The sequence below is a fragment of the Zavarzinia marina genome, assembly GCF_021568905.1.
GTDB lineage: Bacteria > Pseudomonadota > Alphaproteobacteria > Zavarziniales > Zavarziniaceae > Zavarzinia > Zavarzinia marina.
The window spans coordinates 144,103-164,021 of record NZ_JAKGSB010000002.1 but is presented as its reverse complement, the minus strand read 5'-3'; the positions used below and the strand labels follow the sequence as shown (position 1 = coordinate 164,021).

Genomic DNA, 19,919 nt, shown 5'->3' with positions numbered 1-19,919 from the left:
GACCATGGCGGGGGAAAACCCCAATTTCGCGTTCGACCATGAAGCCCTGGGCCGCCGGCTCATCGCCGAGGTCGACCGGTGCAGCCGCTATTCGCGGCTGCTCACGCTGATCCGCTTCGATCTGCACGGCGGTTCGGGCGCGGTGCCCGACGTCGCCGCGGGCATTTCGGCCGACACTCTCGGCGACATTCTGCGCCCCTCGGATACGGTGGCGGCGCTCGGCAATCATCGCTTCTGCATCCTGGCCCCCGAAAGCTCGCCCGAGGCCGGCGCCATGATCGCGCGCCGCGTCTGGCACTGGACGGCGGAGCGGATCCGGCCGCCCGAGGGCTCGACCCGGCCGCGCCTCTCCTTCGGCGTCGCGGGATTCGAGGGGCGTGCCGACAGTGCTCTCGATCTCTACGCCAGGGCCGGCATGGCACTCGCCTATGCCGTCGCCCAGGGTGGCGACCGGGTCGCGGTGATGCGTCCGGGCGGCGTCATGATCGTCGACGAGATCCGCCGCGCTAGCGCCTGAGGGCGGTCCCGCGCCCTACCCTGGTCAGGGCTGGCCTGTGTGTTTCGCCGCTTGCGGGCGGCGCCGTTTGGCGTATTGTGCCCCGCTGCACAGCAGCCCGGACGGGCAGCGGGTGCAGCTACCTCTCATGACCTAAGGACGAAGACGATGGGTTGGAAAGTCGCCGTCGTCGGCGCGACCGGGCAGGTCGGCCGTGAAATGCTGAACATCCTTGCCGAACGTCAGTTTCCCGCTGACGACGTGGTGGCGCTGGCGTCGCCCAAATCCATCGGCACCGAGGTTTCCTTCGGCGAGACGACCCTGACCGTCAAATCCCTCGAGGACTACGATTTCCGCGGCACCGACATCGCGCTGTTTTCCGCCGGCGGTTCCGTCTCGGCGAAATGGGCGCCCAAGGTGGCGGCGGCCGGCTGCGTGGTGATCGACAATTCGTCGCATTTCCGCATGGAGCCGGACGTGCCCCTGATCGTGCCGGAGGTGAATGCCCATGCTCTCGGCGCCTATGCCAAGCGCAACATCATCGCCAATCCGAACTGCTCGACCGCGCAGCTCGTCGTGGCGCTGAAGCCGCTGCATGATTTCGCCAGGATCAAGCGCGTCGTCGTCTCGACCTATCAGTCGGTCTCGGGCGCCGGCAACAAGGGCATGGACGAACTCTTCAACCAGACCCGCGCGCTCTATGTGAACGACACGGTCGAGCCGAAGAAGTTCTCGAAGCAGATCGCCTTCAACGTCATCCCCCACATCGACGTCTTCATGGACGACGGCTTCACCAAGGAAGAGTGGAAGATGACGGCGGAGACCCGGAAGATCATCGATCCGGACATCGCCCTGACCGCGACCTGCGTGCGCGTGCCCGTCTTCGTCGGCCATTCGGAGTCGGTGAACATCGAGTTCGAGAACCCGATCACCGTCGATCAGGCGCGCGAGATCCTGCGCGAGGCGCCGGGCCTGATGGTCGTCGACCGGCGCGAGGACGGCGGCTACATCACCCCGCTCGAATGCGTGGGCGATTACGCCACCTTCGTCTCGCGCATCCGCCGCGATCCGACGGTGCCGGACGGCAAGGGCCTCGCCCTCTGGTGCGTCTCCGACAACCTGCGCAAGGGCGCCGCCCTCAACGCCGTCCAGATCGCCGAGATCCTGGTTGCCCGCCACCTGAAGAAGGCGGCCTGAGGCTTTTCGGGCCGCGCCGCCGGCGCGGCCCGATTCCCCGTTACCTCGTCCGTCGTCCCGGCGCGGGCCGGAGCCTGCCGCCGGGTGGACGAGCCTGCATCCTGCCTTCCCTCGCGTCGTCAGCCACTTACCGTGGTGCACCTGAAAAATCCTCACATTCGGGAAAATCGACGCTTGACCAGCGGCGTTAATCTTTTCGAAGGTGTGACAAGGTGACGCTGGTGTCATGGCGTCGGTCCCCATGGTTCGGGAACGACGCGGCGCCATCACACCCCGCCGCCGACGGCATGATCGGCGCTGGCAGGTCGAGGAGTGCGGCAGGATATGAGTCTCGTCTTCAACATCCAGCGTATGGTCCGCAACGGTATCGCCGGGGTTTCCGCGCCGGTGCTCGCCTCCGTCGCCGCCTTGTCACCCGCCATCATCGACGGCAAGCGCCTGAACCCGCAGCTTCAGACCTTCGCCGCCCTCCAGGGCCGGCTGTTTCCGATGCATCGCTTCCAGCTCCGTCAGGCGCGTTCGCTCTATCGCTTCGCGATGAAGAGCTTCGCCGTCGCCTCGCGGCCCATGGCGCTGGTCGAGGAACTGTCGATCCCGGGCGAACTGGGGCCGATCCGCGCGCGCCTCTTCGTGCCGCCCGGCCTGACCGGGCCCATGCCGCTGACGGTCTATTTCCATGGTGGCGGCTTCGTCCTCGGCGATATCGACGGGTATGACAGCACCTGCCGCCACATCGCCGCCCGGGCGCGCTGCGCCGTGCTGTCGGTCGACTATCGCCTGGCGCCGGAGCATCCGATGCCGGCGGCGGTGATCGACGCCGGCGCGGTCTGGCGCTGGCTGCTCGACAGTGCCGCCGATCTGCGCGTCGATCCGGCGCGCATGGCGGTCGCCGGCGATTCGGCGGGCGGGCTGCTGTCGGCCATGGTGTGCCTGATGGCGCGCGATGCCGGCATTCAGGCGCCGTGCCACCAGTTGCTGATCTATCCCGCCACCGACGGGCGCATGAACACCCGTTCGGCCGAACTCTACGGCCGCGGCTTCATCCTCGAGAAACAGCTCACCGACTGGTTCCGCGCCCTCGCCGCCGGCGGGCTGACGGACGAGGAGATGGCGCGGGTGATGCCGATCCACGCCGACCGCTTCGACGATCTGCCGTCGGCGACCGTGGTCGTCGCCGGCTTCGACCCGCTCTACGACGAAGGCGTCGCCTATGCCGGGGAATTGCGCGAGGCCGGCGTCCGGGTCGAGCTGCAGGACCATCCGGACATGCTGCACGGCTTCCTGACCTTCACGGGATCCATCCCCCGGGCGCGCTATGCCCTCGATCAGGCGGCGGGCTCGCTGCGCCGCGCGCTCTGGGTCGGCCACACCCTGCCGCGCGGCCGGAGCCGACCGCGCACCATGCTGCTGCCCGAGTCGGCTTGACGCCGACCTTCGCCGTGGTCATTCCGCCTTCTTCAGGAAGGCGGACTTGACCGCCTGATAGTCGGTCTTGCCGGAGCCGAGCAGGGGCAGTTCCTCGACCTGAACGATCGTCTTCGGCAGCATGAGCTCGGTCAGCCCGTGCTCGTGCAGGTGACGCGACAGGATACTGCGGTCGGCCTCGGGGCAGGTGGTCATCATGGCCAGGCGCTCGCCCTTGGCGGGATCCGGCAGGTTCACGACGGCATGGGCGAAATCCGGCCACAGCACGGACGCCTCGTGTTCCACGGCGGCCAGGCTGACCATCTCGCCCGCGACCTTGGCGAAGCGCTTGGCCCGGCCCAGGATGGTGACGAAGCCGAGATCGTCGATGTCGACGATATCGCCGGTGTCGTACCAGCCGTCCCCGCAGGGCTCCAGCACGCCGGGCTTCTCCGCCCTGAAATAGCCGAGCATGACGTTCGGCCCGCTGACCACCAGGCGCCCGCCGCGCTCGATGCCCTCGACAGGCTCCAGGCGCGAGCGGATCGCCGGCAGCAGGCGGCCGACGGACCCGGGCTTGAACTGCATCGCCGTATTCACCGCGACCACCGGCGAGCATTCGGTGGTGCCGTAACCTTCCAGGATGCGGACGCCGAATTTTTCGCCATAGGTCCGCCGCGTCTCGTCCTTCACCCGCTCGGCGCCCGCGAAGATGTAGCGGGTCGAATAGAAGTCGTAGGGGTGGGCGGCGCGGGCATAGCCGTTCAGGAAGGTGTCGGTGCCGAACATCATGGTCGCGCCGATCTCGTAGACCAGTTCCGGAATCGCCCGGTAATGCAGCGGCGAGGGATAGAGGAAGGTCTTCACGCCCTGGAGGATGGGCAGCACCAGGCCGCCGAGCAGGCCGAAGGAATGGAACACCGGCAGCGGATTCAACACCTTGTCCTGGCTGGTGATGTCGACGATCGAGGCGATCTGGAGCTGGTTGGCGTTCATGTTGCGGTGGCTCAGCACCACGCCCTTGGGCAGGCCCTCGCTGCCCGAGGTGAAGAGGACGACGGCGGGACTGTTCGCCGGCGCCACGGCCTCGCCGTGGAAGAAGCCGGTGAAGCGCGACGCGGCCACGCCCCACAGCTTGTCGCCGAGGCCGAGGCTCTCGCGGATGTCCTCGAGATAGACGACGTCCGCGACGGCCTCGATCGCCTTGATCGCTTCCGACAGCTTGGCCATGGCGACGAAGCGGCGCGAGGTCAGCACGGTCTTCAGCCTGGCCGTCTGGCAGGCCGACGCCATGGTCGACGGTCCGGCGGAGAAGTTCAGCATGGCGGGCACCCGCCCGAAGGCGAGCAGGGCGAAGAAGGTGACCGCGACACCGGCGGTATTGGGCAGGAGGACGCCGCAGATCTCCCCCTCGGCGGTCTTTCGCGACAGCGCCTTGCCCAGCACCAGGGAAGCCATGATCAGGCGGTTGTAGCTGAAGGGCTTGCGGTCCTGATCCTCGACCACCTGGGTGGCGCCGCCGTGGTTGGTGCGCGCGGCGAGCAGGGCCTGCCACAGGTTGGTGTCGAGATCGCCCGAGTGGAACATCATCTCGACCATGATGTCGTAGAGCTTGTTGCCGGCGACCTGGCGGCGCAGGCGGCCGTGGACATGGGCCGGGATCTCGAAGCGTTCCGGCTCCTGGACGTGGATCGTCACCTTGGGGAACAGGCGCCGGTGCAGCTTGCCGCCGAGGCGCGAGAACAGCGAATATTGCGGCCCCTCGATGCGCACCGGCAGGACCATGGCATGCGCCCTATCGGCGACCATGCCGGGGCCTTCGTAGACCTTCATCAGGCCGCCGGTCACCGTGGGCCGGCCTTCGGGGAAGATGACCAGGGGCGTGCCGTCCTCGACGCCGCGGATCAGCGCCTTCACCGCGACCGGGCGCGAGGTGTCGACCGGGGTCAGATGGATCAGCTTGGACAGCAGTCGCGCGCTCAGGGATTGGGCGACCCGTTCCGTGGCGGCGAAGCGCGTGGCATCGGGCAGGAAGGCGGCGAGCAGCGGCGCATCGAGGTGGGAGACGTGATTGGCGACCACCACCACCCGCGCGCCGGCGCGGGCGATGTTCTCCGCCCCCTTGACCTCGACCCGGAACAGCAGGCGCAGCAGGCGCGCCGTCGCGGCCTTGAACAGGCGGTCGGGCCAGAGCCGGATGGCCGGCACCAGCAGGACCACGCTCGCCAGCGCGAAGAGGAAGAAGAGCCCCGGCAACCCGAGCCCGGCCTTCGACAGGCCGAGCCCGGCCAGCAGGGCCACCAGTCCGAACAGGCCGACCAGCAGGCCGGCGATGGCATAGTGGTGGGCCGTCGCGCGCTCGTCCGTGCGGTCGCCGATCAGGACCGTCAGGGGCGTCGACCAGAGGCCGGCGGCGGCGCCGAAGAAGAGCACGTCGATGGCGAAGCGGATCGCGCCTTCGTCGGCCAATAGGGCGAGGAGGGGGCGGGGGTCGGCACCGGCCGGCGCCTGGGCGGCCAGGGCGGCGGCGACCGCCTGGAGATCGAAGGCGGCGAAGATCGCGACCAGGGCCGCCAGCGGCGCCCAGGCCGCGCTCGCCGCGCCGTGCGAGAGGCGCAACGCGAGGCGCGCCCCCAGCGCCACGCCGAGGCCGAGCACGCCGAGCAGGGCATATTGGACGAGCGCGCCGCCGCCGAGCAGGTCGCGGCCGGCGGCCGGCAGGAAGGCGAGCAGGAAGAACAGCCCGGCGGTGACCCAGGCGATGGCGAAGGCCGCGGTGAAGGGCACGTCCTGCCGGCGCATGTGCTCGACGGTGCGGGTGACGCCGCCGGTGCCGAGCGCCGCGAGATCGACCTCGTCGCCCGGCGGCAGGGTGCCGAGGCGCCCGCCGGCGAGGTGCCGGGTCAGCCACCAGCCGGTGGTCGCGACCACGATCAGCAGCGCCGCCATCAGGGGCGCGCCGCCCGCGGGCAGGGCGGCCACGCCATGGGTCAGGCCGACACCGCCGGCAGCCCCCAGGAACACGGCGGCCAGGGCGGCGGCGACACCGGCCGCGCGGCCCGCTTCCGGCAGCAGGCGGTGCAGGGCGGACAGCGCCAGCGGGCCGAGCAGCGCCGCGACCACGCCGCAGAGCGCCAGCGCAAGCCACAGCGCCCATTCCGCCCGCGCCAGAATGGCACCCGCCGCGACCACCGCCGCCAGCAGCGCGACCGCCATGGACCAGGTGATCATGGGCTGGCCCCGGCCCCGCGTGGCGATACCGCCCGAAAGCCGCGGCAGCACGACGGCGGGCACCAGAAGCAGGGCGGCCGCCAGGAAGCCGCGCGCGCCGAAGCCCCGGGCCTCGCCCCCGGCCAGCAGCAGGGAGACGAAGATCGCCGCCGTCGTCACGCAGAAGGCGAAGAGGGCGATGAAGATGCGGGGGATGGGGCTGCGTCGCGCCGGCGCCGTTGCGGCCGGTTTCGGGTCGGCTTCGGCGGCCGCCTCGGGTTGTCGGGTCATGGTCTTCCTGTCCTGGGCCGCGGGGGCGCGGGGGAACACCCGGCACGCGCGCGGCCGGTCCCCCCTTCTGTGATTAGCTCAAACCCGTCCCGGCATCCAAGACCCCGACCGCAATTCTCGTCCGATTCCGGTATATCCGGTGCTGTTGCGGGGCGGGGGAATTGCGCTAGGCTTGCCCCGTGTCCCGGCCCCGCCACCGCATGGCAGCCATTGGCCCAAATTCGCTCCGGGGCCCGAAGTCGCTCCGGCGCGCGAAATCGATCAGGTGTGATGTTGGTCACAGACGGAAATGGCCCGATGGCGGTCGGAATAGGACATCTTGTCTCTCGTCGGGTCGGCCTTCCTCCATGCATCGCTTTCTTCAGAATCGTCGCGGCCGTGGATGCGCGGCAGGGGCCCGCTACGTGAACGGGGCGGCATGGCGATGACGGAGTCGACCCCGGTCACCCCAGCCACCAGGGCTCCCGCCGGGGCGGCCCTGCCGGCGCTCGAGACCCTGGCGGCCGGGGCCGGGCTCGACCTCGCGGCCGAACCCTTCACCCTGATCGAGGGCCACACGGCCCGGCGCGCGGCGCAGTCGATCGTGCGTGCCTTCACGGTGCTGGAAGACCTGGCCGTCCCGAAGCTGGCGCCGGTGACCGACTGGATGCTGGCCGGCTACGGCTTTCCGCCGGACCATGCCTATCGCCTGGCCGCGCGTGCCCTTTCGGCGGCGGTCGAAAGCCGCGACACGCCGGTGCCGGTCAATCCCTATCACAATGCCCATCACACCCTGGAAGTCGTCCTGAACGCCCATTACCTGGCCGAGCGGAACGACAAGGTGGCGACCCATATCCGCCTGACCGCGCGGGAACGCGGCCTTCTGTGCCTCGCCGCCCTGATCCATGATTTCGAGCACGACGGCACCATGAACGGCGCGGTCCGCTTTCGCCTGGAAAGCCTGGCGGTCGACGCGGCGCTGCCCTGCCTTCGGGACGCGGGCGTCGCGGAAGGCGATATCGCGGCGATCCGCGCCGTCGTGCTGGCGACCGATCCGGCGGGCCCCAATCTCTACATGAAGGCGCTTCACGGCGCCGCCTTCTACGAAGCGCCGCCGCCGGTCGAGACGGAGGCTTTCGCCGAACTCAGGCCGCTGGCCGAGGATCGCCGCCTGCTGCGCATGGCCGGCCTTCTGAACGATGCCGATCTGCTCTCCTCGGCCGGGCTCGACGTCGATTACGCCGGGCGGCAGTCCGCCAAGCTCGGCGCGGAAGGCGGGCGCAAGCTCGACGGCGCCGACATGCTGCGCTTCCTGAACCACATCGTCGGCGGCAGCTTCACGACCCGGGCCGGGCGCTTCTTCAACCTCAACATGGCGCTGATCAAATCCTCGGCGGAACTCGACGTGCACGAGAACGACGACGGCATCGACGCCCCCCTGGTCCGGCCCTGAACCAGGGCCTCAGGCGTCGACGGCGTCGCCCAGGCGGATGGTGCCGGGGGCGATCACGCGGCAGGTGACGCCGCCGCGCCAGTCGGGCGTCAGGGCCTTGGTCAGGCCCGGCACCTGTTCGTCCATGCGCGAACAGGGATCGGTTTCGCCCGTCACTTCGAGGATCAGGTCGCCGATCGAAAGGCGGGCGCCGGGCGTGCGCGGCAGGCTCACCCCCTCGACCAGGAGATTGGCGCGGCGGAGCGTCCAGGGGGCACGGGCGGGCGCGGGCACGATTTCGGCGACGGCGGCGGCAAAACCCTCGGCCGCGAGCACGGTCACCTGGCGCTTGCCGGGCTTGCCCCGGAAATCGCCTTCGACGCCGGCATCGGGGCTGACGCGGGCCTCGGTCATTTCCTCCATCGGTGCGCGCTTGGCGCTGCGCCGCGCGATGCCGATCAGGGTTCCGGTCATTTCCAGCATTCCACCAGCACGGTATAGCGCCGCGCGATCTCGCCGACGTCGGCGGCGGACAGGGCGGTGGTGCTGTCGGCGGCGACGGGGGTGAGCTGGGCCCGGTTCATGAAGGCGGCGGCGACCCGGCCCTTGACCGCGAAATTCACGTTCTGGGGAATGTCGCCATAGGCATCGACCACTTCGAGCGCATCGAGCTTGGCCGAGACGACACCGACCACATGGCCCGCGCGGTCGAGCAGGGGGCCGCCCGAATTGCCGGGCTGAACCGGGGCGGAGACCTGGAAATAATTCGGATCGTCGCGCAGCCCCGCATTGGCGCTGATCGTGCCCGTGGTGACGTTGGCCTCCGACGCCAGCAGGCCGCGCAGCGGATAGCCGACGGCGACCACGTCGTCGCCCGGGCGCGGTTCCTTGCCCATGCGGAAGACCGCCCGGGTCGGCGGCCGGGCGCCGGTCCGCAGCAGGGCGAGATCGCTGGCGGGATCGGCGGCCATGATCGTCGCCGCGCCGATCGCCTCCCGCCCCAGGCGCAGCTTCAGGTCGCTGCAGGCGGCGACGACATGGTGATTGGTCAGGACGAGGCCGCCGGCCGATACGAAGAAGCCGGAGCCGGTCGAATCCAGTTCGGTGCGGCGCCGTTCCGGCGGCGGCGATTCGGCCGGGCCGGTGCTCGCCGCCCGCTCCGGGCTGCCCGGGCCGGTCTGACGCAACCAGGCCTCGGCGCGGCGGCGGGCCTCGCGGGTCTCGCCGCGCTCCATGCGCTCGCCGAGTTCGGTGCGGTCCTCCAGCGCCATCTCGCGGTCGGGGCCGGTGCCCATGGACTCGATGGCGATGGTCAGCCACTTGTAGGCTTCGACCAGATCCTGGGGCACGCCCTGGCCGTCGCGGAACAGGGCGGCAAGGTTGCGCATGGCGCTGCTGTTGCCGCGCTGGGCCGCCTGTTCGTACCAATAGGCCGCCTCGTCCGGGGCACGGGGCACGCCGTCACCGGAATCGAGCAGGACGCCCAGGTTGTTCTGGGCGGCGGCATTGCCCTGTTCGGCGGCCTTGCGGTACCAGAAGGCGGCATCCGACTTGTTGGCGGTCATGCCTTCGCCGGCGTCCAGCATGAGGGCGAGGTTGAACTGCGCCTCGACGTCGCCCTGTTCGGCGGCCTTGCGGTACCATTTGGCCGCTTCCAGATCGTCCAGCGGCACGCCGGTGCCGAAATCGTACATGACGCCCAGATTGAACTGGGCCCGGGCGAAGCCCTTCTCGGCCGCCATGCGGTACCATTTCGCCGCCTCGGCCTTGTCTTCCGCGACGCCGATGCCCTTGTCGTAGAGCACGCCCAGATTGTTCTGGGCCTTGATATGGCCGAGTTCGGCCGCCTGGCGGTACCATTTCGCCGCCGCGGCGGGATCGCGCAGGATGCCGTCGCCGGCTTCGAGCATGAGAGCCAGATTGTATTGCGCGCCGATATGGCCGCGCGCCGCCGCCTTGGCGTACCAATGGGCGGCTTCTTCCTTGTTCTCGGCGACACCCTTGCCGGAATCATAGAGCAGGGCGAGGTTGAACTGGGCGTCCGGATTGCCCCGTTCGGCGGCCAGCCGATACCATTTCGCCGCCTCGGCGTCGTTCTCGTTCACGCCCTGGCCGTTGTCGGTCATCACGCCGATACCGAACTGGGCGTCGGAATCCCCTTCCTCCGCCAGCGGCAGCCAGATTTCGTAGGCACGCTCGTAGTCGCCGCGCTCATAGGCGTTGAAGCCTGCCTGATAGGTCGGCCCCGACGGCAGTTCGGCCTGCGCGGAGACGGTGGGGGTGGGCTTCGCCGGCTCGGCGTCGTCGTCGGCCGGCAGATCCGCCGTCCCGCCGTCGGGCATGGGGGCCGCTTCCGGGGGCGCCACGACATCGGGCGCCACGACTTCGGGGCCGGCGGTATTGTCGGGGGCGGTATTGTCGGGGGCCGGCGCCGGCGAAGCGGCGACGTCGGGCGCGGGTGCCCCGTCGGCGGGCGAACCCGCCGGGGCACCGACCGCCGTTGCGGCCAGGACGCTGCACGCGGCAAAAGCGCCGGCAGCGATCAGCGAGCTGCGGCGACCAGGAAAAATCATGCCAGAAGCACCAAGAATAAGTTCCGGCGCGGTCGGAACTCCAATTCAGTCATGGTGACGTAACCTACAGGCGGGGCAGGCGAGTAGCGATCTTTTTGCACGTGCGAAATGCGATTCTCGCCGAAGTGTTGCATGGGGATCGCGGCGCGTTCTCATCCCCCGGCAATCGTGACGCCGCCGTCGACCGCCAGGGTCTGGCCGTTGGTGTAGCGCCCGGCGTCGGAGACCAGGAACAGGGCGGCGCCGGCGATGTCCTCCGGCTCGCCGATGCGCCCGGCGGGGCAGTTGCGCAGCACTTCGCGCTCGATATCGGGGTTTTCCCACAGCGCGCGGGCGAAATCGGTGCGGATCAGGCCGGGCGCGATGCAATTGGTGCGGATGTTCTCCCCGCCCCATTCGACGGCCAGATTGCGGGCGAGCTGCATGTCCGCCGCCTTGGAGATGCAATAGGCGCCAAGGAGGGCGGAACCGCGCAGGCCCCCGATCGAGGAGATGATCAGGATGGCGCCGCCGCCGCGCGCCGCCATCACCGGCCGCGCCATCTGGCACAGCCACAGGTTCGACTTGATGTTGGAGGCCATGATCTTGTCGAAGGCGGCATCCGGCACATCGGCGATGGGGCCGAAATAGGGGTTCACGGCGGCATTGCAGACCAGGGCGTCGATGCCGCCGAACCGCGCCACCGTGCCCTGGATCAGGGCTTCGCAATCCTCGCGCGACGAGATGTTGCAGGGAATGACCACGGCTTCGCCGCCCTCCGCCTCGATCTCGTCGCGGACCTTGGCGCAGGCGTCGGCCTTGCGGCTGGAGACGACGACGCGGGCGCCCGCGCGCGCCAGTTCGATGGCGATGGCCCGCCCGATGCCCCGGCTGGAGCCGGTGACGACGGCGGTCCTGCCCGTCATGTCGAAGAGTTTGGATGTCATGTCGGCCTCCCCCGGTATTGTTGTTCGCTGATGCGATTCGTTTTGCGACAAGGGTCATGCAGGACTGGGACGACCTCAAGATCGCTTTGGCGATCGCGCGCCACGGCACGCTGACGGCGGCCGGACGCGCGCTCGGCCTCAATCAGTCGACCATGGGCCGGCGCCTTTCGGCGCTGGAGGCCGCGGTCGGCCAGCCCCTGTTCGAGCGCCGGGGCACGGGCCTCGTCGCCACCGAACTCGGTCTTCGCGTCGTCGCCGCCGCGGAAAACATGGCCGGAACGGTCGCCGAGCTTTCGGTCGAACTGGCGGGCGGGCCGACGCCGCTCGAAGGCGTGCTGCGGGTCTCGGCGCCCGAATTGCTGATCGCGCCCTTCCTGGCGCCGCGTCTCGCCCCCTTCGTCGCCAGCCATCCGGGCCTCGCCCTCGAACTGGTGTCGGACGAGCGGCCGCCGGTGCTGGCGCGGCGCGACAGCGATCTGGCGCTGCGCTTCGCCCTGCCGGATCAGGCGGAACTCTTCGTCCGGCGCGTCGCCTTCGTCGCCTTCGCGGTCTATGCCGCGCCGAGCTATGTCCTTGCCGCCGGTCTCGATCCCGAGGAACGGCGGACCCCGGCGCCCGGCACCTTCGCCGGCTGCGACGCCATCGGCCCGCCGCCCGAACTTTCGGGCGCCGCCGATGCGCAATGGTTCGCCCAGGTCGCGCGCGGCGCCCGGCCGGCGCTTCGGGTCGACGGCACGCCGGCCCAACTGGCGGCGGTGAAGGCCGGACTCGGCCTGGCGCTGCTGCCCTGTTTCATCGGCGACGACGAGGGCCTGACGCGGCTGACCGCACCCGGCGCCTGTCCCTTGCGCGAAGTCTGGCTGGCGGTGCATCGCGACCTGCGTCATGCGCCGCGCCTGCGCGCCACGATCGACCAGATCAGCGCCATCATGAAGCGCGACCGCCCCGCCCTGATGGGCGCGCCCCGCCCCTGAGAGGGGCGGGGTCGCTTCGACCGGCATCAGAGCCGGGCGAAGGTCTCGCGCAGGCGGGCGGCGCCGCCGGACAGGGCGGTGCGGCCCTCGTGGATCACGCCCGCCATGGAGCAGAAGCCGTGGATCTGGCCCGGGAACTGGGCCAGGGTCACGTCGTTGCCGGCGGCCTTCAGGGCGTCGGCATAGGCGATGCCCTCGTCCCGCAGCGGATCGAAGCCGGCGACGACGACATGCACGGCGCCGAGACCCGACAGATTGGGATGGCGCAGCGGCGAGACCCGGGGATCGGCCAGGTCCATGCCCTCGGCATCGCCGACATATTGGCTGAAGAACCAGGTCATCAGATCCTGGTCCAGCATATAGCCCTGGGCATTGGCGGTGCGCGACGTGCCTTCATGGAGGGCGTCGGTCGCCGGATAGATCAGAAGCTGGAAGACGATGCCGGGCGCCGCCTTGTCCGTTTTGGCGCGGTCGCGCATGTGCTGGGCGACGACGGCGGAGAGATTGCCGCCGGCGGAATCGCCGCCCACGGCGATGCGCGTCCTGTCGGCATTGATGTCGTCGGCGTTGCGCGCCACCCAGTCGACGGCGGCGATGCAGTCCTCGAGTGCCGCCGGGAAGCGGTGCTCGGGCGCGAGGCGGTAGTCGACCGCGACCACGAGGCATTTCGCCTCGTTCGCCAGCAGGCGGCAGGTGCCGTCGTGGCTGTCCAGGCTGCCGATGACGAAGCCGCCGCCGTGGAAATAGACGAGCACGGGCAGGGGCCCGGCCGGCGCCGCCACCGGGGTGTAGAGCCGCACGGGGATCTCGCCGCCGGGGCCCGGGATGGTGCGGTCCGCGACCTTGCCGATGGGCAGGTCCTTCATGTCCGTGAGCTGGCAGGTCATCTCGAACATCTGGCGGGCTACGCTGGCCGGGACCTGATGCATCTTGGGCAGGGGCGAACGCGCGATCTGGTCGAGTATGGCCTTGGCCTGCGGGTCGAGGGTCATGGTTTCATCCATCCGTCTGTTTATGTGGCCGTCCGCATTTCGGTCTTCGGGCGTCGAAGCCGCCGGCTCCGCGTCCGGCTCTCCCCATCCTCGGCGCCCCGTCGTCGGAACTGACGGGAGGCTAGCCGCGAGCCTGCACCCTGTCATGGAAAAACGGCGGCGATGGGGCGGCCTTCGGCGTTTCAGAAAGTCCTAAGGATTTGCGCCCATAATGGTTGCAATTCGCACGAAACGGACTCCACGAGGCGGGTTCATGGCGCATTCGATTTCCCTTTTACCGGACGGGCCGCGGCGGCTGCTGGCGGCCATGGTGCTGCCGCTGGGCCTCGCCTTCGGCGGGGCCGGGCTCGGCGCCGGCATCGGCGGCCTGACGGGCCCCGCCGCGCCGGACGCGAGCCGGATCGAGGGCTATGCCTCGGTGGTCGACGGCGCCACCATCGATCTGGGTGGGCAGCGCATCCGCATCGCCGGGCTGACGGCGCCCGCCTTCGGCGCCGGCTGCGCGGCCAAGGCGTCGGTCGCCGACTGCGGGCTGGCCGCCGCCCTCGACCTGCGCCGGCTGGTCGGCTGGCAGAAGATCTCCTGCATCGCCCGGGGCCGGGACGCGGGCGAACGCCTGATCGCCGCCTGCCGCTTCGGCGACCGCGACGTCAGCCATCAGATGCGGATCCTCGGCTGGGGCGCTTGAGGGCTCAGAGCGCCGACAGGAAGCGGCGGATCGCCTCGATGTACCAGATGCCGTTTCGGCCGTGATGGCCGACATGGCCGCCACCGGGCGTGAAGGCGGTGACGACGGCGGGAAGCGCGCGCCAGTCGACGGTCCGATAGGGGGCGAAGGGGACGATCGGATCGTCCTCGGCCGCGATCGCCAGCGTCGGCACGCGGATGCCGGCCAGATAATGCTTCGAACTGTTCTCGCGGTAGAAACTCTCGACGTCCGGGGCGCCGTTGCGCGGGGCGGAGACCGTGGCGTCGAATTCGGCGAAGCTGCGGGCGGCGGCGACGGCGGCGCGCAGCTCGTCCGTCAGCTCGGCCCCCGGCGCGACATATTCGATCTTGAAGCCCTTCAGCAGATAGGCCTGGAACGGCCGGTTGGCGCGCCGGTTCAGATTGCGCGTGGTCGCCCCCATGTCGATCGGCGCGCAGACCGAGGCGGCGGCCACGACGGGCCCGTCCGCTCCCTGTTCGCCGGCCAGCTTCAGGACCGTATTGCCGCCCAGCGAGAAGCCGACGGCGACGACGCCCGCCGCCGTCAGGCCGGCGGGCAGGGCGGCGATGGCATCCCGAAGGTCGCCGGAACGCCCGGCGTGATAATGGCGCCGGCAATCGATCCGGCTGGGCCCGGCGCCACGCAGGTTGAGGCGCAGCACCCGATAGCCGAGCGGCAGCAGGTCCGCCGCCGTCGCCCGCATGTAGAAACTCTCCGCGCTGCCCGAGACGCCGTGGGCCATCAGCACCAGGGGCAGGCCCTCGCGCACCTCGGCCGGCAGGTCCAGGGTGGCGTGCAGCACGTCGCCCGTGCCGTCCCGGACCGGCAGGCGCAGGGCCTTGGAACCGGCGGCGACCCGGGGCACGGCGGGCTTGGCCAGGGCGTTGCGCACGGTCTGCAGATGGGCGCCCAGCCAGGGCGGGCGGGGCCGGAACGGCGGCAGGTCGAGCGCGAAGGGGGTCATCGGCCGTCGTCTCAGAAGATGGCATAGCCGCCGTCGAGCACCAGGCAGTCGCCGGTGTGAAAGGCGCTGGCGTCGGAGGCGAGATAGACGCCGATGCCGGCGAAATCCTCGGGCCTGCCCCAGCGCCGCAGGGGCACGCGCGGCAGGACCTTTTCGCGGAAGCGCGGCATGGCGAACAGGGCTTCGGTCATGTCGGTCTCGATCCAGCCGGGCAGGATGGCGTTGCAACGGATGCCGTCGCGCCCGAGTTCGGACGCGATCGCCCGCATCAGGGCGATGACGCCGCCCTTGGTGGCGCCGTAATGCTCGTTCCGCGCCGCGCCCTCGATCCCGGCCAGGGACGCCGTGACCACCAGCGAGCCGCCGCCGCCCCGCAGGGTCATGTGGCGCGCGGCCTCGCGCAGGGTCAGGAAGGCGCCGTCCAGATTGACCGCCATCACCCGGCGCCATTCGTCGAGGCCGAGTTCCATGAAGGACGGCGTCATGCCGCCGACACCGGCATTGGCGAAACAGCAGTCGACGCGGCCGAAGGTCTCGACCGTGCGGGCGAAGCCGTCCGCCACCGCCGCCTCGTCGGCGACCGAGACGGCGAAGCCCGCGACCCTGGTGCCATGGGCCGAGAGGCGTTCCACGGCGGCGGCCGTCTTAGCCTCGCTCGTGCCCCAGACGGCGATATCGGCGCCCGCCTTGGCGCAGCCCTCGGCCAGTCCCAGGCCGATGCCGCCATTGCCGCCGGTCACCAGCACCACCTTGCCCGTCAGGTCGAACGGCTGGAACGTCATGTTTCTCTCCCCGTGTCGTTCTTGTTTTGGGTCGGTTCAATCGTGCAGCGGCCGGCCGTCCAGCCAGCGCGCCATCATGACGCGCTTCTGTTCGCCGTAGCCGATGGCTTCATAAAAGGCGCGGACGCGGTCGTTCTCCGGCCGGATCAGCAGGTGCATCTTGGGCATGCCGGTGGCCGCCGCCCAGATCTCCGCCTCGCGCACCAGGCGGCGGCCGAGGCCCCGGCCCTGCATCGCGGGCGCGACCGCCAGGTAATACATCCAGGCGCGATGGCCCTCGTGCCCGACCATCACGCTGCCGACCACCCGTTCGTCCTCGACCGCGACCAGAATGTCGGCCTCGGCCGAGGCGCGGGCGCGGGTGATGTCGTCACGCGGGTCGTTCCACGGCCGGGTCAGGCCGCAGTCGATCCAGAGCGCGACCAGATCGTCGATTTCGGCATCGGTGACGGGGCGGATGGCAAGCGTCCGTTCAAGCACTCAGTTCGGCCTTTCGAGATAGCCCTGGGCGATCAGCCAGTCGGCGCAATCGGCGACCATGTCGGCCAGCGGCACGGTGCGATAGCCGAGTTCCGCCTGCGCCTTCCGGCTGGAACAGGGATTGGTCTTGGCCGCCATGGCGGCGATCTCCGGCGTGACCGAGGGTTCGGCGCCGGTGATCGCGGCACGCAGCGCATAGAAACGCGCGACGAGGCGCAGCAGCGGCAGCGGCACCACCGGCGGCAGCCGCGCCTTGCCGAGGCGCTTGCCGATCTCGGCGACGAAGTCGCGCATGGTCGCCTCGGTCCCGGCCAGGAGATAATTCTCGCCGGTGCGGCCCACCTCGGCGGCGGCGACATGGGCCTTCACCACTTCGCCGACATGGCCGAAGGACATGGCGCCGGGGGGTACGCCGGGCAGTTCGTCCTGGGCGATCATCATGAACATGCGGGCCCAGGTGTGGCTGTCCTGGGCGCCGACGATGGCGCCGGGATTGACGATCACGGCATCGAGCCCGCGCCCGACCGCCTGTTTCACCGCCTGTTCGCCCAGATATTTGGATTTCTGGTAGTTGATCCAGGACTGGCCGCCCCGCTGGGGCGTGGTCTCGTCGATCGGGCCGTCGATCAGGCCCCAGGCGGCGATGGTCGAGGTGTGGACGAAGCGTCTGGCACCCTTCTCCAGCGCGACGTCGCACATGTTCCTCGTGCCGGTCACATTGGTCGCGGTCTGGCGCGCATTGTTGCGCGACCACATGTTGGTGTCGCCCGCGACGTGGAACACCGCGTCCACCCGGGCCGGCATGGCGGTGCGCAGGCTGTCGGCGTCGGTGATCGTGCCGTTGACGATGGCGACGTCGCGCTTGCCGAGCAGATGGGTGTTGGAGCCGCTCCGCGCGAGGCAGGTGACCTGCCAGTCCCGCGCCAGAAGCTCGTCCACCAGATTGATGCCGACGAAGCCGGTCGCCCCCGTGACGAATGCCGTAGGCATGCTGCCCCTCCCCTATGCCTTTATCATTGTCTCATGGTCCGACCACTTTGCCGGGATTCATCAACCCCCGGGGGTCGAGCGCCGTCTTGATGCGGCGCTTGAGGTCCAACTCGACCTGATCCTGATAATGCGCGATCTCCGCCACCTTCAGACGCCCGATTCCGTGCTCGGCGGAGATGGAGCCATGATGGGCATGGACGATGTCGTGCACAAGGCGGGCGAATTCCGCCGTGCGTGCCATGAAATCGGCCGCTGCCGCGCCCAGGGGCTGGCTCAGGTTGAAGTGCAGATTGCCGTCGCCGACATGGCCGAAACAGCAGATCCGCACCCCCGGATCGCGCGCCAGCACGGCGGCCGTGGCTTCGGCGACGAAAGCGGCGATGCGCGGCACGGGCACGGAGACGTCGTGCTTCAGGCTCGCCCCCTCCGGGCGCTGGGCGTCCGACATGTCCTCGCGCAGGGCCCAGAGCGCCTTTGCCTGGGCTTCGGAGGTGGCGATGGTCGCATCCCGCACCAGCCCCGCCTCGACCGCATCGGCCAGGGCCGCTTCCATGACGTCCGCCTGATCCGTGCCCTGGGAGGCGATTTCCGCCAGCACATACCAGGGGGACGCGTCGGCCAGGGGGCGCTGGCGCCCCGGCATGTGTTTCAGGACGAAGCCGAGGCCGATCTCCGGCATCAGTTCGAAGGCGGTCAGCGCCTCGCCCGCCGCCGCCCGCAGGCGTTGCAGCAGGGCGACCGCCGCTTCGACGTCCGGCACGGCAGAGAAGGCGGCGGCGCGCCCGCGCGGCCGGGGCTGCAGCTTCAGGACGGCGGCGGTGATGATGCCCAATGTGCCTTCGGCGCCGATGAAGAGCTGCTTCAGATCGTAGCCCGTATTGTCCTTGCGCAAGGCCCGAAGCCCGTTCCAGATCCGCCCGTCGGGCAGCACGACTTCGAGGCCCAGCACCTGTTCCCGCGTATTGCCCCAGCGCAGCACATGGACGCCGCCGGCGTTGGTCGACAGCGTGCCGCCGATGGTGCAGCTCCCCTCCGACGCCAGGGAGACGGGATAGAGACGGTCCGCCGCCTCCGCCGCCGCCTGGACCTCGGCGAGCGTGCAGCCGGCCTCGACCGTGATGGTGTCGCCCGCCGGATCGACCTCGCGGACGGCGCGCAGGCGATCGGTCAGGATCAGCACCTGCGCCCCGCTCTCGTCGGGGGTGGCGCCGCCGACCAGCCCGGTATTGCCGCCCTGCGGCACCATGGCGATGCCGGCTTCATGGAGGATCGCCATGCAGCCCGCGAGTTCGTCGACCGTCGCCGGGCGGATGGCGAAGGGGGTGCGCCCGACATAGCGCCCGCGATGATCGCGCAGGCGCGGCGCGATCGTGTCCGCGTCTTCCACAAGCCCTGCAGGCCCGAGGATGGCGAGCAGCCGGTCGCGGAGGTCGGTGGCGATCATGACGCAGCTTCCCGGGAGGGGGCTTCCCTCGGCGCGGCGGCGCGGGCGAGGCGGTCGCGGATGGCTTCGCCGAGGCCGGTCGCCGGGATCGGCATGACGGCGATGGCGCGCGCCCCCGAACGGTCCAGGCGGCGGAGCATGGCGAAGAGATTGGCAGCCGCCTCGGCCGTATCGCCGCGAGGGGAGAGATTCTCGACCACGAGGGCGCCTTCGGGCACGCCCGCCCCGAAGGCGAGCAGAGCCTCGTCCGGCGCCACACCCGTCGCGTCGAGGCGGACGGGCAGGCCGGGGGCGTAGTGGGAGAGCAGGCGTCCCGGGCTCCGGGGCGCATCGGCGTCGTCGCCGGCTTCGGCCAGGGGACCGGTCACCGCCTCGATCTCGGCCCGCGACAGGCCGCCGGGGCGAAGCATCACGGCGCGGTCGCCGAACAGGCCGACGATGGTGGATTCGACCCCGACCGGGGTGGCACCGCCGTCGATCACCAGGGCCACGCGGTCCTCGGGGAAGGCATCGGCGACGTCCCGGGCCGAAGTCGGGCTGAGCCGGCCGGAGGGATTGGCGCTGGGCGCGGCCAGCGGCACGCCGGCGGCCCGGATCACGGCCCGGGCGACCGGATGGGCCGGACAGCGCAGCGCCAGGGTGTCGAGCCCGGCGGAGGCGAGCAGGGAGACGGGGCAATCCGCCCGCCGTTGCAGGACCAGGGTCAGGGGGCCGGGCCAGAAGGCGTCGATCAGGGCCTGGGCGACGGGCGGGACGATAGCGAGCGCGGGGGCATCGGCGGCATCGGCGACATGGACGATCAGGGGGTTGAAGCCGGGCCGGCCCTTGGCCGCGAAGATGGCGGCGACGGCGCGATCCGACGTCGCGTCGCCCGCCAGGCCGTAAACGGTCTCGGTGGGCAGCCCAACGAGAAAACCACCCTTGAGTAAGCGGCCTGCTTGCGCAATGGTCTCGGCCACTGGGGGCTTGATGGGCGCCAATGTCTGCGGCGTCATGTCGACTTCCATGATTTCACTGGCCTTAGCATATCGCGGTCGCCCCTCAAAGGCCGCACGACCCCGAGATGTTCGGCCCCA

At 70.3% G+C, this 19,919-nt stretch carries 17 protein-coding genes; 6 read left to right on the top strand and 11 right to left on the bottom strand.

Going from position 1 to position 19,919, the window contains the following annotated elements; all coding sequences use genetic code 11:
- Positions 1-4 precede the first annotated feature (4 nt).
- From L2U69_RS06570 to L2U69_RS06560, 3 genes are all read left to right on the top strand, one after another.
- On the top strand, positions 5-517 hold the full coding sequence (locus tag L2U69_RS06570) for a diguanylate cyclase domain-containing protein (RefSeq protein ID WP_236105993.1): 513 nt from the start codon (positions 5-7) through the stop codon (positions 515-517).
- Between the two features lie 147 nt (positions 518-664).
- Entirely contained in the window at positions 665-1,693 is a 1,029-nt protein-coding gene (locus tag L2U69_RS06565; RefSeq protein WP_236105992.1) for an aspartate-semialdehyde dehydrogenase, read from the top strand.
- 324 nt (positions 1,694-2,017) lie between these two features.
- Positions 2,018-3,118, top strand: coding sequence for an alpha/beta hydrolase (locus L2U69_RS06560; protein ID WP_236105991.1), 1,101 nt, complete (start codon positions 2,018-2,020; stop codon positions 3,116-3,118).
- A gap of 18 nt (positions 3,119-3,136) precedes the next feature.
- Here the strand turns inward: L2U69_RS06560 and L2U69_RS06555 are convergent, their stop codons facing one another.
- Complete coding sequence (locus L2U69_RS06555; protein ID WP_236105990.1) at positions 3,137-6,598, bottom strand: AMP-binding protein; 3,462 nt, start codon at positions 6,596-6,598, stop codon at positions 3,137-3,139.
- A 418-nt stretch (positions 6,599-7,016) separates the two neighbouring features.
- Here L2U69_RS06555 and L2U69_RS06550 point away from each other — a divergent pair, with 418 nt between their 5' ends.
- The gene (locus L2U69_RS06550) at positions 7,017-8,030 is read left to right on the top strand and encodes a 3',5'-cyclic nucleotide phosphodiesterase (protein ID WP_236105989.1); all 1,014 of its coding nucleotides are present in this window, start codon (positions 7,017-7,019) and stop codon (positions 8,028-8,030) included.
- Positions 8,031-8,039: 9 nt separating this feature from the next.
- On the opposite strand, the gene L2U69_RS06545 is transcribed toward L2U69_RS06550, so the two are convergent.
- From L2U69_RS06545 to L2U69_RS06535, 3 genes are all read right to left on the bottom strand, one after another.
- Positions 8,040-8,483, bottom strand: coding sequence for an MOSC domain-containing protein (locus L2U69_RS06545; protein WP_236105988.1), 444 nt, complete (start codon positions 8,481-8,483; stop codon positions 8,040-8,042).
- The gene (locus tag L2U69_RS06540; protein WP_236105987.1) at positions 8,480-10,582 is read right to left on the bottom strand and encodes a trypsin-like peptidase domain-containing protein; all 2,103 of its coding nucleotides are present in this window, start codon (positions 10,580-10,582) and stop codon (positions 8,480-8,482) included. The genes L2U69_RS06545 and L2U69_RS06540 overlap by 4 nt, the downstream gene beginning before the upstream one ends.
- Before the next feature lie 152 nt (positions 10,583-10,734).
- Positions 10,735-11,508 carry an SDR family NAD(P)-dependent oxidoreductase gene (locus tag L2U69_RS06535; RefSeq protein WP_236105986.1) on the bottom strand — a complete coding sequence of 258 codons (774 nt, stop codon included), beginning with the start codon at positions 11,506-11,508 and terminating at the stop codon, positions 10,735-10,737.
- A 56-nt stretch (positions 11,509-11,564) separates the two neighbouring features.
- Between L2U69_RS06535 and L2U69_RS06530 the strand changes: the two genes are divergently transcribed.
- Entirely contained in the window at positions 11,565-12,482 is a 918-nt protein-coding gene (locus tag L2U69_RS06530; protein ID WP_236105985.1) for a LysR family transcriptional regulator, read from the top strand.
- Positions 12,483-12,508: 26 nt separating this feature from the next.
- Here the strand turns inward: L2U69_RS06530 and L2U69_RS06525 are convergent, their stop codons facing one another.
- Positions 12,509-13,474, bottom strand: a complete 966-nt coding sequence (locus L2U69_RS06525; RefSeq protein WP_236105984.1) for an alpha/beta hydrolase — start codon at positions 13,472-13,474, stop codon at positions 12,509-12,511.
- 253 nt (positions 13,475-13,727) lie between these two features.
- Here L2U69_RS06525 and L2U69_RS06520 point away from each other — a divergent pair, with 253 nt between their 5' ends.
- Positions 13,728-14,162 (top strand): thermonuclease family protein, encoded by a 435-nt coding sequence (locus tag L2U69_RS06520; RefSeq protein WP_236105983.1) that lies wholly within the window; start codon positions 13,728-13,730, stop codon positions 14,160-14,162.
- A gap of 4 nt (positions 14,163-14,166) precedes the next feature.
- Here L2U69_RS06520 and L2U69_RS06515 read toward each other — a convergent pair whose 3' ends face one another.
- The 6 genes from L2U69_RS06515 to L2U69_RS06490 are packed head-to-tail and all read right to left on the bottom strand — an operon-like array spanning position 14,167 to position 19,838.
- Entirely contained in the window at positions 14,167-15,147 is a 981-nt protein-coding gene (locus L2U69_RS06515; protein ID WP_236105982.1) for a YheT family hydrolase, read from the bottom strand.
- A gap of 11 nt (positions 15,148-15,158) precedes the next feature.
- Positions 15,159-15,929, bottom strand: a complete 771-nt coding sequence (locus L2U69_RS06510; protein ID WP_236105981.1) for an SDR family NAD(P)-dependent oxidoreductase — start codon at positions 15,927-15,929, stop codon at positions 15,159-15,161.
- A gap of 36 nt (positions 15,930-15,965) precedes the next feature.
- Positions 15,966-16,409, bottom strand: a complete 444-nt coding sequence (locus L2U69_RS06505) for a GNAT family acetyltransferase (protein WP_236105980.1) — start codon at positions 16,407-16,409, stop codon at positions 15,966-15,968.
- Positions 16,410-17,399, bottom strand: a complete 990-nt coding sequence (locus L2U69_RS06500; RefSeq protein ID WP_236105979.1) for an NAD-dependent epimerase/dehydratase family protein — start codon at positions 17,397-17,399, stop codon at positions 16,410-16,412.
- A gap of 31 nt (positions 17,400-17,430) precedes the next feature.
- Entirely contained in the window at positions 17,431-18,843 is a 1,413-nt protein-coding gene (locus L2U69_RS06495) for an FAD-binding oxidoreductase (protein ID WP_236105978.1), read from the bottom strand.
- Complete coding sequence (locus L2U69_RS06490) at positions 18,840-19,838, bottom strand: L-threonylcarbamoyladenylate synthase (protein ID WP_236105977.1); 999 nt, start codon at positions 19,836-19,838, stop codon at positions 18,840-18,842. Before L2U69_RS06490 ends, L2U69_RS06495 begins: the two co-directional genes overlap by 4 nt.
- Between the last annotated feature and the right edge of the window lie 81 nt (positions 19,839-19,919).